Source organism: Brevibacterium sp., assembly GCF_031179145.1.
GTDB lineage: Bacteria > Actinomycetota > Actinomycetes > Actinomycetales > Brevibacteriaceae > Brevibacterium.
This window is the reverse complement of sequence record NZ_JAPSIB010000005.1, coordinates 167,109-180,420: the sequence shown is the minus strand read 5'-3', so window position 1 is coordinate 180,420 and position 13,312 is coordinate 167,109. Positions and strand designations below refer to the sequence as shown.

The following is a 13,312-nucleotide window of genomic DNA, read 5'->3' as shown; positions in this document are numbered from 1 at the left end:
CCGACTCCGTGCTCAAGGGCCTGTCCGCCCTGGTGCTCGGCATCGGGATCTCGGTCATCGGCATCGACTCCGTCTCCGGCACCGAACGCTTCACCTTCGGGGTGCCCGAGCTCTTCGACGGCGTCTCCCTGGTCACGGTGACCGTCGCATTGCTGGCCCTGGGTGAGGTCTTCTTCATCGCTTCCCGCATCCGCAGGCAGGTCCAGGACAACACCATCAGTTCCTCGGGCCGGCCGTTCCTGTCCCGCAAGGAGTTCGGCGAGGCTCTGCCGGCGTGGCTGCGCGGAACCGCGATCGGTCTGCCTTTCGGCGTCATCCCCGTCGGTGGCGCCGATGTGCCGACGTTCATGGCCTACGGCCTGGAGCGCAAGCTCGACGCCAAGCGCAAGGACCCGCAGTTCGGCCGCGGCGCCATCCGTGGCCTCGCCGCCCCTGAAGCCGCCGGAAGTGCGACGACGGGCATCGCGATGGGTGCGCTGCTGGCTCTTGGTCTGCCGATCTCCGCGACGGCGGCGATCATGCTGGCTGCGTTCCGCCAGTACGGCCTGCAGCCGGGACCGCTGCTCTTCGACCGGTCCCCGGAGCTCGTCTGGGGTCTGCTCGCGAGCTTCTTCCTCGCCATGATCGTCCTGCTCGCGATCAACCTGCCGTTCGCTCCCCTGTGGGCCAAGCTGCTGAAGATCCCCGACCCGTACCTCTACGGCGGCATCGCGGTGTTCTGCGGACTGGGCATCTACGCGACCTCGGCGTCACAGCTCGAGCTGTTCATCCTGCTCGGCATCGGTATCATCAGCTTCGTGCTCAAGCGCTACGGCGTCCCGCTGGCACCGCTGATGATCGGCATGGTCCTCGGTCCCCTGGCCGAGACCAGCCTGCGCGACGCGCTCATCGCCAACGACGGCAACTGGGCGACCCTCGTGTCCTCACCGATCACGATCGTCCTCTACGTGCTGCTCATCGGCGCCCTGGTCTACACCGGCACCGGCCGCGTGCTGGCTCGGCGGAGGCAGAAGAACGAGTTCGGCTCCAGGCCACGTGAGTCGAGCACGCCGATGCTCTGAGGCACGGCACTTCGAGAGCACGCACCCGCGCGGAGCCGCTGAACGTGTCCTGCGCAGGTGCAACCGCGATCGCCGAGGTGGTCCCCGAGTTCCGGGGACCACCTCGGCGATCTTGTGGTTTCGGGGCGATTGCAGCCCGACTGCGGCTCGGTTTGCTTTCGGGAGCACTGGTTCCTTCAGACGTGTTCACGTTCGGACACTGCTCCCTTTCGATGGCACTGTTTGCAAACAGTGCCATTCAAAGGAAGTCATGCCGGATCGGCGAGACCGCGACCCTTCGTCAGCGGATCCCGCCGGCGACGTCGAGGATCGTTCCATTGACGTAGCTGGCGTCGGTGCTCACCAGCCATTCGACAGCGGCCGCGATCTCGTCGGGTTCGGCAGGTCTGCCCATCGGCGAGCGCTTCCCGGCCTCAGCCGCACGGTTCGGTCGGCCTGCCCGCGCATGAATGGTCGTGCTCGTCGTGCCGGGGTTGACGGCGTTCACCCGGATGCCGAAAGGCGCGGCCTCGACAGCGAGCCCGGTGGTCAGTGCGTTCACTCCGGCTTTCGCCGCGGCGTACCAGACGTACTCGTTCGGTGAACCGATCTTCGCCGCGATCGAGGACACGTTGACGATGCTGCGCGGGGAACGGCGAACAGCTTCCCGGCGGTCGCAGTGCGGCCCGTGCTCGGTCGCTGGCCCCTCGTTCTGCGGTTCTTCGTCGCTTACATATCCGCCGTTCCGCGATTTTTCATCGCAAGTCCAGCGGCTCATCGCCTCGCGGCACAGCCTGATCGTCGCGGTGAGGTTGACGTCGATGGCTCTGCGGATGGTCTCGTCGGTGGCGTCGCGCAGAGGGCTGATTGCGCCCGTGGTTCCCGCATTGTTGACGAGGACGGTCGGCGTGCCCAGCTCGGCTGCCGCATCGAAGATCCTGATGGGTGAATCGTCGGCGGTGATGTCGCACCTGAACGGCACCACCGAGGCGTCGGCATTCGAACCTCGGGCGGCGGTCTCCTCAGCACCGCGGTCATCCTCGGTGAAGACCAGGAGGACGTGGTGCCCGGTCGTCGCCAATCGACCGACTACCTCCGCTCCGATGCCGCGGCTTCCGCCTGTGACGATGGCTGTTGGGGTCATGGTGCTCCTTTGCCTTGATGCCCTTTCCGAGGTGAGTGTCACCAGGTTCGGGATTCGCTGACGTGTGGTCTTCATTCCATCATGTCCTCGCGATGAAGCTCGTGGTCCAGTTGACGTAAGTGGACGGTCAGACCACCTCGAGCCCCTGAGGCGCTGCGTGTCCTGCCGGATGCGACTCCGAGAGTTGTGCCCAGGTCCTCGCCAGGATGCGCACTCCCTCGTTGAGGTCGGCGATCGGTGAGGTGAAGGGCAGGCGGAGGAACCGTTCGAAGGCGCCGTCGATCGAGAACTTCGGGCCGGCGACGAGGGAGAGACCATGAGCTTCGCACACACTGGTCAGCGCCGAGCTCGCCGGCCGATCCAATTGAGCCCACAGCGACAGACCACCGTGGGGCGCCGGCACCGTCCACCCTGGCAGATGCTCGGTGAGGAGCCGGCTGAGCGCTTCCCGGTGCTCGCGCAGGAGTTCGCGTCGCTGAGCGAGCAGCTGCGGCAGGGAGGTGACGATCTGCTCCGCGAGCAGCTGCTCCATCTGCGGGGTGCCAAGATCCCCGGCTGGTCGTGCCTGAACGAGGCGACGAATCACCGAGGTGGATGCTCGGACCCATCCCAGTCTCAGCCCGCCCCAGATGGACTTGCTCAGCGACCCGAGCGTGATCACTCCGTCGCTGCCGGCCGGCGAGCGCCGGTGTACGTGCCGGGCAAAGGGACCGTCGTCCCAGTCTCGGTCGATGTCGAGATCGGCGGTCGTTTCATCGATGACCAGCGTGGTTCCCGAAGCCAGGGCGGTCTCGACGACGCGTGTCCGTTCCTCGGGAAGCATCGACGCTCCCGTGGGATTGTGGAAATCGGGGACCAGGTACGCCAGAACCGGACGGACGGTGGACAAGACCTCGAGCAGATGGTCGAGATCCCACCCGTCGGTCGTCACCGGAGTCGTGACGAGTCTGGCTCCCGCCCGTCTCAGCGCATCGTAGGCATGCGGGTAGGTCGGCGCTTCGATCAGTGCGCTGTCGGCGCGTGAGATGACGGTGTGGGCGATCAGGGCGATCGCGTGCTGCCCGCCCATCGTCACCATGATCTGTTCCGGCGTCGTCAGCAGTCCGCGCTCGGAGTATCGCCGGGCGATGGCGCTGCGCAGAGACAGTCTTCCCTGCAGGTCGAACCCGGGACCGTTCAACGCCTCGACGAATGACACCGAGGCGAAGAGCGCCTCGAGCCCGGCGACCGGAGGCGGCACGGCCCTGGCGAAGTCGATGACACGGTCTGTATCGACCCGCCCGGATTGGCCGTCCGGGAGGGCAGCGCTGCTCCCGGACCCCTGCCGGCTCACCAGATACCCGGCATCGCGAAGGGATTGGTAGCTGGCGACGATGGTGGTTCGGCTTCTCCCTGCTCGCGCGGCGAGTTCCCGCTCCGATGGCAGGCGAGTCCCTGCGGGGATCCTGCCGTCCATGATGAGCAGCCGAATCCGCTCCGCGAGCATCTCGTAGACGGCACGCGAGGGGTCGAGTTCGCCGACGAGGTCAAGGAGAGCTCGAGCAGAGAGTCGGTAGCTGCCCATGAGTCCAATTTAGTCGAAGTGGCACTGTTCGTCCCTGCCGCTGACGCGATTGGATTGGCTCGATACAGTGCAGAACTGCGGAAGAAGAGAAGCGAGATCGACATGACGTCATTGCAGAGCCAAGCGCGGCAGGTATTCAGAACAAGGAGCCCCGAGGCTGCCCCGGAAGTCGGGTTCATCGGGTTGGGGCTGATGGGGTCGGCAATGGTGACCAACCTTGTCCAATCCACTCCGCTCACGGTCTGGAACCGATCGCAGGCCCCCACCGCGGCGCTTGGACAGCTGGGAGCACACGTGGCGACCACCTCAGCGGAGGTGTTCGCAACGTGCCGCATCGTCTTCCTCATGCTCTCCGACGAGGCCGCCATCGACGCGGTGCTCCCCCGCGACGGATCGGTGGACCTGCAGGATCGGATCATCGTGCTGATGAGCACCGTGGCTCCCGCGTTCTCGCGAACTCTGGCTGAGGAGATCAAGCGCCGGGGTGGGGCCTACGTCGAGGCCCCCGTCTCCGGTTCCCGGCAGCCGGCCGTGGACGCGAAGCTCATCGCCATGGTCGCCGGTGAGGATTCCGTCCTCGACACGGTCGAACCGCATCTTCGTGCCATGTGTCAGACCGTGGTCCGCTGCGGTCAGGCACCGGCGGCGCTGACGATGAAACTCGCCGTGAACACGTTCCTCATCTCGGTGGTCACTGGCCTGGCCGAGTCCTTCCACTTCGCCGAGGAGAATGGGCTCGACGTCGACCTTCTCCGCGACATCCTCGACGTCGGCCCGATGGCCTCGGCAGTCTCGAGAGCCAAGAGTGAGAAACTCGCCCATAGTGACTGGACACCGCAGGCCGCCATACCGGATGTGCTCAAGAACTGCCGGCTCATCGTCGATCAGGCCCGTCAGGCAGGCACTGCCACTCCGCTGATGGAGACCTGCACTGTGCTCTTCGCCGAGGCGGCGACGTCCGGTCATGACCATGAGGACATGGTGGCAGTCGTCAGCGCCATGCGGCACCGGACGTATCACGAGAAAACTGCTGGTCGGCACGAGTCGGACCTGGGACGATAACCAGAGGAATAGGCGGACCGACGACGGGGCGGCGATGATGAACGATCAGACCAACGAGACCGCTCGTGAACTGGGGACGGAGTTCGGGCGCAGACCGAAGCGTGAACCCGTCCACGCTCTCGGCCGCCAAGTGGCCGCCGTCTTGGAGTTGCGGCCGGGAGAACTCGAGACCATCGCATCGGCCCGGAAACTGCCCACCTGGACGTCCAATCTGAGAGTCGCCGAGCTCGCCGTCGACAGTGTCGCCCTCTCGTCTCTCGCGATGACTCTCCTTGCGCGGGATCGCGGAATCGCGGGAGAACATCGAGTCAAGGTTGATCCCGCCCGAGTCCAGTCATCATTCGGCAGTGATCGAGTGCTGAAGGTCAACGCGGCCGCTCCGCCAGTGTGGGCACCTCTGTCGGGATTCTGGCGAGCAGCCGATGGGTGGGTGCGCACGCACGGGAACTATCCTCATCATGCCGAGCGACTCCTGACGCTCTTGGGACTTCCCGCAGACGCGGAGAAGCCGGCGGTCGCCGCGGCAATCCGCGAATGGCCGCGGTTGGAATTGGAAGATCAGGCGGCGAGCGCGGGCGCTCTGGCCATTGCTGTTCGCGACACCGACGAGTGGCGCAGCCATCCGCAGCACACATTCCTCGAGACGGCGCCAGTGATGGGCTTTGCTTCCCATGGTCGTGCCGACCCCCGACAGTGGCGAACCGATGGCGGACTCCCACTCTCGGGAGTGCGAGTCCTCGACCTCACCCGTGTCATCGCCGGGCCCGTCGCCACTCGTGACCTCGCGCTGGCCGGCGCCGAGGTACTGCGCATCGACTCCCCCGAACTGCCGGAACCGGAGTGGCAGCACTACGACACCGGACAGGGCAAGAGGACGACGCTGCTCAACCTCGGCGATCGCAGGGACAGTCAGCGGTTCGAGCGGCTGCTCGAGGACGCCGATGTCGTCGTCCACGGCTACCGGCCCTCAGCCCTGGCCGCGTATGGTCTGGATGCGGCGGCGCTCATCGAGAAGCATCCCGGCCTCGTCGTCGCCCAGCTCTCCGCGTGGGGAACGGACGGACCGTGGGGACAGCGGCGCGGATTCGACAGTCTCGTCCAGGCGGCGTCGGGAATCGCAGTGGTCGAGAGCAAGGACGGCGGGACCACTCCGGGGGCGCTGCCCGTGCAGGCGCTCGACCACTCCGCCGGGCATTTCCTCGCCGCCGCCATCGCCACGGCGCTGCACCGCCAGAGGACCCAAGGCGGTACCTTCGCGATCGACATCAGCCTCGCGCGCATCGCTCTCGCGCGCATCGCTCTCGCGCTCCTGGCCGCGGGGCCGGCAGCCCAGGACCCAGAACGGTCGGATCTGATGCAATCCCCGGCGAAGCAACACCGCTCGAACCCATCACAACCCGTATCAGGAAACTCGGGCGTCACTCTGCCCAGCACGGTGGTTCCGGTGGCAACGAACTCGGGTGAACCACTGTCGGTCGAGTGTGCGCCCCCGGTTCTCGACTTCCCGGGGGCGCCCACCGGCTATCCGACGCCGCTGCACCCGTGGGGCTCCGGCCCAGCGGAATGGTCAGGCTGACCGAGAGGGCCCGAACTAGGAGCGGCAAGCCTCGGCGTCTCGTTCACTGACTTCCGTCGTCTCCACCGCGGCAGTCCGTCCCGCACCCTTGAGCCCGAAGGCAGTGAGGACCGCCGCCAGGAGCACGACGCCGGCCGCGACACCTGCCGAGACCTGCACTCCGTGTTCGAAGGCGAGAGTCGCTGCGTCGGCGATTCTCGTCGCCGCCGCCGTTCCCAGGGACTCGGTGTACTCGAGCGCCGAGCCGAGCGTCTCGAACTGGCTTTTCTCGGCGCGGGCGCCGATGAGCGATTCGAGGTGCCCGCTGTAGGTCATCGTCGCCAGCCCACCGAGGACGGCAGTGCCGATGACCGAGCCCACCTCGTAGGCGGTCTCCGAGATCGCCGAGGCGGCTCCGGCCTTCTCCGCTGGGACCGCAGCGATGATGAGGTCGTTGGTGATCACCTCGGCGGTGCCGATGCCGGCGCCGAGGAGGACGAACGAGATCGCCATACCGACCACGGAGTGCTCGGGGTCGAAGGCCACGATGCCGAGGCCGACAGCGTTGAGGACCAGCGCACACGGGACGACCACGCGCGGCTGCAGTCGAGCGACGATCGGGACGGCGGCGTAGCCGGAGACGACGGCGACGACGAGGCCGGGCACCAGCACGAGGGCGGCCTCGACCGGGGACAGACCGAGCACCAGCTGCAGCATCTGAGTGCCGAAGTAGAGGAATCCGGCCATGCCCATGACGCTGAGCAGATTCGAGGTCACCGCCGAGGTGAAGACCTTGTTGGAGAAGAGTCTGACGTCGAGCATCGGGTTGGTCGCGGCGAGCTGGCGCAGAGCGAAGCTCGCACCGGCCGCCACGGCGATGCTCATGCTGGCCCAGAAGAGGAGGTCGGCGCCGGACTCCATGGCGTGTTTGATCGCGAACACGAACGGCGCCAGGGTCAGCATTGACAGCACGATCGAGGACGGGTCGACCGGTCCCGGGTTGGGGTCGCGGGATTCGGGCAGCAGCAGGAGGGCTGCGGGGAGGAAGAGAGCGATCAGCGGGAGGTTGATGAAGAAGACGGAGCTCCAGTGGAAGTGTTCGAGGAGCATCCCGCCGACGATCGGGCCCAATGCCGCGCCGCCGCTGAACATCGCCGCCCAGGTCGCGATCGCGATCTGGCGGTCCTTGGCGTCGTGGAAGATGTTGCGGATGAGCGACAGGGTCGAGGGCATCAGGGTCGCGCCGAAGACGCCGAGCAGCGCGCGGGCGAGGATGAGCATCTCCGCCGAGGTGGAGAACGCCGCGAGCAATGAGGCGAGTCCGAATCCGACGGCTCCGATGAGGAGGAGTCGGCGGCGTCCGAAGCGGTCGCCGATGCTGCCCATCGCCACGAGGAGACCCGCGAGCATGAGGGGGTAGATGTCGACGATCCAGAGGAGTTGGGTGCCGGTGGGATGCAGCCCGGTGCTGATTGCCGGTATTGCGAATCCCAAGACGGTGTTGTCGATCGAAATCAGCAGAACAGGAATCATCAGCACAGCCAGGCCAGCCCATTCACGCCGGCCGGCGCGCTTTCGTGGTGTCTGTGTGGTGAACATGCTTCAACTATACCGTCTGGACGGTATAGTTTAAAAGTCGTAGGCGCGATCGCGCATGAATGCCCAGAGAAGTTTCAGTTAGGCTCACCCATATGGCTCGCAAGTCCACCGACACCAAAGAGAAGCTCCTCGACGCATTCGAGACCCTGCTCGAACGACACGGCACCTCGGGCGCGACCCTCGACGCGGTGGCGGCCGAAGCCGGAGTCTCCAAAGGCGGACTGCTCTATCACTTCGGGTCGAAGGCGGAGCTGGTCAAGGGCAGCCTCGACCGCCTCCGAGTTCTCGTCAGCGAGGACATCAAGGAGATGAAGGCCGCCGAGGCGGGGCCGCACATCTTCTACCTCGAGACCTCGGCGGAGATCGGCACTCCCCTCGACCGAAGCCTGGTCGCCGCAAGCCGGCTGTCGCATGAGTACGACGAGGCTCGCGAAACCCTCCGGGAGATCCGCAACGCGTGGCTGGAGGTCATCAACGACCACCTGGGCGACATCCATCTGGCCCACACCATCCAGCTCATCGGCGACGGTCTCTACCTCAAGGAGAGCGTGGGCCTGTCAGCAGAGGAAGCCGTCGAGCACGTGAAGAACGTGCTGGCGCGGTTGGGGCTGTAGGGACGTTCGACGTCCGAGAGCCGACAGCCTGAACGAGACTACGGCAAACCCGGCGTCGCTGCCTCGAGCTCGAGAAGAACGAGTCGAGAACCGTCGCTGGCTCAAGAGGAACGAGTCGACTCGTCCTCAGCAGCCGGAGGACATCACTCGTCCCGAGCCGATCCGCCTCCCTCCTCCGCTCTTCGTCCATAATCTCCGATCGAGGTCGGTTTGGTCCGGCCACTCCATGGAATATCGGACCGAAACGACCTCGATCGGCAGATTCCGGGCGAGCCTGACTCGTGCATGACTGGTTGGGGACGAAAGCGCCACTTCGGTGCTTGAGCGGTGTGGACCCAGTCGCGAACTCCACAGTCGACAACCACACTCTTCAGAACCCGTTCCGCTTCGACGAGCATCTCGAGCATGTTCAATCAGCTCCAATGGGAATTCCGCGACTTTCCTGTTCTGTTCGAAGCGAAGAAATTCGCGGAACTGGGCATCAGCCGCCACGCCCTGCTCAAGTCACAGAGATATCCAGTGGTACTGCCCGGAGTCCGAATGGACACAGAGACATTCACCAAATATCCAGTACCGTTGTGGGCCGACTGGGACTGGATGCGGACCGCCCAGCGACTTCGAGCCGCCTCGCTGAAGAAGCCCGGGATCGTAGGAGCTCATGCCACCGCGGCGCAGCTCTACGGGTGGCCCCTGCCTCAGCGTTTGATGACTTCTCATCTGCACGTGGCCAGCAACGACAGGAACCTCCGTCTTCGCCTGCCGAACGTGACACTCCATCGCACCATCCACCACTCACTTCGGAACTGGTTCGGACTGCCTTTGCTCGACGCAGCGGATGTGATCATTGGTCTCGCAGCCGAGTTGGCACTGCCGGAGCTAGTCCGCCTCGGCGACGCAGCAGTCGGAAACTGGCACGGGCCTCCTCAGATCTCGTTGACCGAGTTGAATATGAAGGCAAGACGGCCTCAGATCCGCGCCAGGTCTCATCTGCGAGCAGGATTGGAGCTCGTGCGCGAAACCGTTGATTCGCCCAAAGAGACCGACCTGCGACTGTGGCTCAGATCGGTCGGACTCCCCGAACCAGTCGTGCACCCATCCGTGCACTCTGCGCTGCTCGGGCAGTCGGTGGAGCCGGATCTTGGGTACCCCGACGCCTTACTCGCCCTCGAATACGAGGGCGAGCACCATCTGCTCTCGCGCAGACAGTGGGCCCATGACATCGAAAGGTACGAGGCGCTCCACCAAGAGGGGTGGACAGTCCTCCGCGTCACCAGCCGAACCGACTTCGGACAACTCGAACAGAAGATTCTGCATCATCTGCGGCGACAATAACGGCGCGGCCGAACACATTCCATGTGAGACCCCTGCCTCAATCGGGTCACAGCGCAGATCGAGGTCGTTTTGGTCCGTTCCCACCAGGAAACATCAGACCAAAATGACCTCGATCCACGAGTTGGAGGAAGCCTCGCCTCAGTACTCGATCACGCTGCGGATGCCCCGCCCCTGACGCATCTCGTCGAACGCTTCGTTGACCTCGTCCAGAGCGATCCGGTCGGTGATCATGGAATCGAGGTCGACGAGTCCTTCCATGTAGAGGTCGATGATCTTCGGGAAGTCGATCGACTGGCGGCTCGAGCCGTAGTTCGATCCGACCAGCCGCTTCTCCTGGTCACTCATGACGAATGGGTCGATCGAGATCTTCACGCCGTCGGCCACCTGTCCCACAACCACTGCGGTGCCGCCTCGGCGAATCGCTTCGTAGCAGGCTTCGATGGTGAAGGGCAGGCCGATCGCTTCGAAAGCGTAGTCGACTCCTCGCCCATCGGTGAGTTCGCGGACGGCCTCGACGAGGTTGTTTTCCTTGCTGTTGATCGTGTGGGTGGCGCCGAACTTCCGCCCGAGCTCGAGCTTGTCCTCGCTGATGTCGGCGACGATGATCTGCCTGGCACCTGCCAGTCGAGCGCCCTGGACGACGTTGAGGCCCACTCCCCCGCATCCGACGACGAGGACGGTGCTGCCGGGTTCCACCTCGGCGGTGTTGACTACCGCACCGATTCCGGTGGTCACGGCGCAGCCGACCAGCGCGGCTTGGGCCAACGGAGCGTCCTTGCGGATCCTGATCGCGGCCGATGCCGGGACCATCGCGTGATCGCCGAAGGAGCCGACGGCAAGGAAGCTCTTGACCTCCTCGTCGCCCGCACTCAGCCGGGGCTTGCCGTCGAAGAACACGTGCTTGTACGCGGTCTCGTTCGCCAACTGGCACAGAACGGGACGCCCGGAGACGCAGAATTCGCACTTCTGGCACGACGGCGTCCAGGACAGGATCACGTGGTCGTCGACCTCGAGGTCGTTGACTTCGGAACCGACTGCGACGACGATTCCGGCGCCTTCATGACCGAGCACCAGCGGAGCCGGGGTCTCCCACTCGCCGTCGAGAGCATGGAGGTCGCTGTGGCACACGCCCGAAGCTGCGAGCCGGACGAGGACCTCGTTCGGTCCCGGCTCGGCGGGAATGCTCAGATCCTGGATCTCGAGGGGCTTGTTCGGCCCGGTGAAGACTGCTGCCCTGACGTCGACAGTGCTCATGCGTGATGTCCTTTCGGAGTGGTGGCGGAGGTGGAGAATCCGCGGAGTGCGCGGATGAGTTCAAGGATCCGGCCGGGCTCGCCCGGCGGAAAGGCCGTTGCTTTGAAGACCGGCGGGATGAGCACCCAGACGAAGGAGCCGCCCATCGGAGTGAGGTGGAGTACCCGCCGGCCCGCCTGGGAGCGGACTTGGGCGGACAGGAGGTCGATCCCGCGCAGGTGGTCACCCGCGACCGCGTTGAGGTCGGCCATCGCCGAGGTGGTCGTCGCCGAGGAGGCCGTCGTCGTCGCGGTCCTTGCCACGGCGAGACCACCAGCAGTCTTGGCCGGGACGAAAGCCGGCCCGGCACTTCCCTTGAACGCGACCTCAGTGCCTGCCTGCACCTCGGTGCCCATTGGAAGCACTGTTGAGATGGACAGGTTGTACACCCTGGAGAAGATGTAGTTTCCGTTGTCGTACGCAAAGACGAGCTCGAGTCCGTCGGGAGTTGTCACTGTGGCCTGCGTCCGCTCCCGATCGGTGACTTCACCGAATTGGGCTGCGACCCGGTAGAGCGCCTGCCGAGCTCGATCGACGATCGGGCCGTCGCCGTCGAGGGCGTTCTTCTGCGGTTTGCTCCAGATTCTCTTCATGGTCCCCGCCCTTCAGACTTCGCGGGTGACGGATGCGACGGGACCGCTCGGGTTGTCACCTTCGAGAGCTTCGGACCGATCGACGATGTTCGTCTGAGTTTGGACCAAGTCGGTGGGCGTGAACAGAGGCAGTCGGTTGAGTTTGAGCCAGACCACTCCGAACAGCGCAATTGCGGCGATGATGACGGCCGCGGTTCCCCACACAACCAACCTGGCTTCGAGCTCGGGAACGATGAACACGATGAGGTAGGTGCAGGAGAGGATTCCGATGACCTGCGGGAGCGGGTAGAACGGCGTCTTGAAGGGCCGGCTCGCATTGGGGTACCGCCTGCGCAGGACGATGACGTCGACCTGGGCGATGATGTAGCTGAGCAGCCACGTGGTGCAGGCGATGCTGACGAGTTGGAGGATCAGGTCAATGCCACCGTCGGACATCGTCGAGTAGACGAGCACCGATGCCATGCACCCGGCGGTGACGAGCATTCCCGTCCAGGGCACGCGCGAGCGTCGACTGACCTTCGCCAGCCACTTCGGCAGCAGTCCCTCGTTGGCCAGGCCGTAGAGCATGCGTGGGATCGCGGCGAGGTAGGAGTTGCCGGTGGAGAACGAGGCGAGGATCGTCACGACCGTCATGATGAATCCTCCGGCGGCGCCGAAGATCGCGGTGGCTCCGACGACGTGGGGAATGGAGGATTCCGCCATTTCGCCGAGATTCGCGTAGTGAGTAGCGCCCCACCCGAAGAGGACGTCGACGACGAAGATGGTGGCGACGCCGACGACCATAGCCAGTGGGATGTTCTTCCAGGGACGCTGCACCTCCTCGGCGAGGGGTGCCACGAACTCCATTCCGATGTAGAGCCAGATCGCCACCGCACCCATCGAAGCGAGTGTGCCCCAGTCGGTGTTGAGGACCGGGTTGTCGACGGTCGGCTGATTCGAGAGGCCGAGGACCCCGGCGACTCCCATGATCGCGAGGATGCCCATCATGCCGAAGACGACAGGAATCTGCACCCGAGCGAAGATGTCGACGCCTGAGATGTTGAGGACGAGCAGAATGATGAGCAGGCCGAAGGAGAAGGCTGCGGCGGGGAATCCTGTCAGCGATTCGAAGGACTCTCCGGCGACGAGGAGCTGAGTTCCACCGTCGGCGGAGACGAGGACGAGGTACCCGCCGAGCACCGCGATGATCGCCATGAGACGTCCGAGCGCCGGGAGTGTGTACTCGCCGACCATTCCACCGCCGGGCAGCATCGATGCCAGCTCTCCGTAAGAGATCGCCACCATGGTGATGATGATCAGCCCGGCGAAGGCCGGGATCGCGAAGGCGAGTCCGCCGATGCCGAACCCGTTGCCGAGGGACACCATTGCCGTGCCGGAGACGACCAATCCGGTCGAGGCAGCATAGGCCGCCCCGAATCCGAGGCTCCGCTTCAATTTCGTCATCATTGTGCTCCTTTGCCCGTGATGCGTGATTGCGCCGTTGACAATCTAGTGCCTGGGACGACCTGAGGAACAT

At 65.0% G+C, this 13,312-nt stretch carries 10 protein-coding genes; 4 read left to right on the top strand and 6 right to left on the bottom strand.

Going from position 1 to position 13,312, the window contains the following annotated elements; translation table 11 throughout:
• On the top strand, positions 1-1,061 hold a 1,061-nt coding region (locus tag RIT73_RS06130; protein WP_309131177.1), incomplete at its 5' end, for a tripartite tricarboxylate transporter permease.
• 280 nt (positions 1,062-1,341) lie between these two features.
• Here the strand turns inward: RIT73_RS06130 and RIT73_RS06125 are convergent.
• Together RIT73_RS06125 and RIT73_RS06120 are read right to left on the bottom strand one after the other, a co-directional pair.
• Positions 1,342-2,184: an SDR family oxidoreductase gene (locus RIT73_RS06125; RefSeq protein WP_309131176.1), complete on the bottom strand. Its 843-nt coding sequence runs from the start codon at positions 2,182-2,184 to the stop codon at positions 1,342-1,344.
• A gap of 127 nt (positions 2,185-2,311) precedes the next feature.
• Positions 2,312-3,748, bottom strand: coding sequence for a PLP-dependent aminotransferase family protein (locus tag RIT73_RS06120; protein WP_309131175.1), 1,437 nt, complete (start codon positions 3,746-3,748; stop codon positions 2,312-2,314).
• Positions 3,749-3,859: 111 nt separating this feature from the next.
• Here RIT73_RS06120 and RIT73_RS06115 point away from each other — a divergent pair, with 111 nt between their 5' ends.
• Together RIT73_RS06115 and RIT73_RS06110 are read left to right on the top strand one after the other, a co-directional pair.
• On the top strand, positions 3,860-4,810 hold the full coding sequence (locus RIT73_RS06115) for an NAD(P)-dependent oxidoreductase (protein ID WP_375294977.1): 951 nt from the start codon (positions 3,860-3,862) through the stop codon (positions 4,808-4,810).
• A gap of 34 nt (positions 4,811-4,844) precedes the next feature.
• Positions 4,845-6,386 carry a CoA transferase gene (locus RIT73_RS06110; RefSeq protein ID WP_309131173.1) on the top strand — a complete coding sequence of 514 codons (1,542 nt, stop codon included), beginning with the start codon at positions 4,845-4,847 and terminating at the stop codon, positions 6,384-6,386.
• A gap of 15 nt (positions 6,387-6,401) precedes the next feature.
• On the opposite strand, the gene RIT73_RS06105 is transcribed toward RIT73_RS06110, so the two are convergent.
• Positions 6,402-7,964, bottom strand: coding sequence for an MFS transporter (locus RIT73_RS06105; protein ID WP_309131172.1), 1,563 nt, complete (start codon positions 7,962-7,964; stop codon positions 6,402-6,404).
• A 92-nt stretch (positions 7,965-8,056) separates the two neighbouring features.
• Between RIT73_RS06105 and RIT73_RS06100 the strand changes: the two genes are divergently transcribed.
• Complete coding sequence (locus tag RIT73_RS06100; RefSeq protein WP_309131171.1) at positions 8,057-8,578, top strand: TetR/AcrR family transcriptional regulator; 522 nt, start codon at positions 8,057-8,059, stop codon at positions 8,576-8,578.
• A gap of 1,470 nt (positions 8,579-10,048) precedes the next feature.
• Here the strand turns inward: RIT73_RS06100 and RIT73_RS06095 are convergent.
• The 3 genes from RIT73_RS06095 to RIT73_RS06085 are packed head-to-tail and all read right to left on the bottom strand — an operon-like array spanning position 10,049 to position 13,239.
• Positions 10,049-11,164, bottom strand: a complete 1,116-nt coding sequence (locus tag RIT73_RS06095; protein WP_309131170.1) for a Zn-dependent alcohol dehydrogenase — start codon at positions 11,162-11,164, stop codon at positions 10,049-10,051.
• The gene (locus RIT73_RS06090) at positions 11,161-11,796 is read right to left on the bottom strand and encodes a hypothetical protein (RefSeq protein ID WP_309131169.1); all 636 of its coding nucleotides are present in this window, start codon (positions 11,794-11,796) and stop codon (positions 11,161-11,163) included. The genes RIT73_RS06095 and RIT73_RS06090 overlap by 4 nt, the downstream gene beginning before the upstream one ends.
• A gap of 12 nt (positions 11,797-11,808) precedes the next feature.
• Positions 11,809-13,239 carry an APC family permease gene (locus RIT73_RS06085; protein ID WP_309131168.1) on the bottom strand — a complete coding sequence of 477 codons (1,431 nt, stop codon included), beginning with the start codon at positions 13,237-13,239 and terminating at the stop codon, positions 11,809-11,811.
• Positions 13,240-13,312: the final 73 nt, after the last annotated feature.

Coding starts and splice junctions, on each gene's coding strand:
- RIT73_RS06125 (WP_309131176.1), bottom strand. CDS start 2,184: ATGACCCCAACAGCCATCGTCACAGGCGGAAGCCGCGGCATCGGAGCG.
- RIT73_RS06120 (WP_309131175.1), bottom strand. CDS start 3,748: ATGGGCAGCTACCGACTCTCTGCTCGAGCTCTCCTTGACCTCGTCGGC.
- RIT73_RS06105 (WP_309131172.1), bottom strand. CDS start 7,964: ATGTTCACCACACAGACACCACGAAAGCGCGCCGGCCGGCGTGAATGG.
- RIT73_RS06085 (WP_309131168.1), bottom strand. CDS start 13,239: ATGACGAAATTGAAGCGGAGCCTCGGATTCGGGGCGGCCTATGCTGCC.
- RIT73_RS06095 (WP_309131170.1), bottom strand. CDS start 11,164: ATGAGCACTGTCGACGTCAGGGCAGCAGTCTTCACCGGGCCGAACAAG.
- RIT73_RS06100 (WP_309131171.1), top strand. CDS start 8,057: ATGGCTCGCAAGTCCACCGACACCAAAGAGAAGCTCCTCGACGCATTC.
- RIT73_RS06110 (WP_309131173.1), top strand. CDS start 4,845: ATGATGAACGATCAGACCAACGAGACCGCTCGTGAACTGGGGACGGAG.
- RIT73_RS06090 (WP_309131169.1), bottom strand. CDS start 11,796: ATGAAGAGAATCTGGAGCAAACCGCAGAAGAACGCCCTCGACGGCGAC.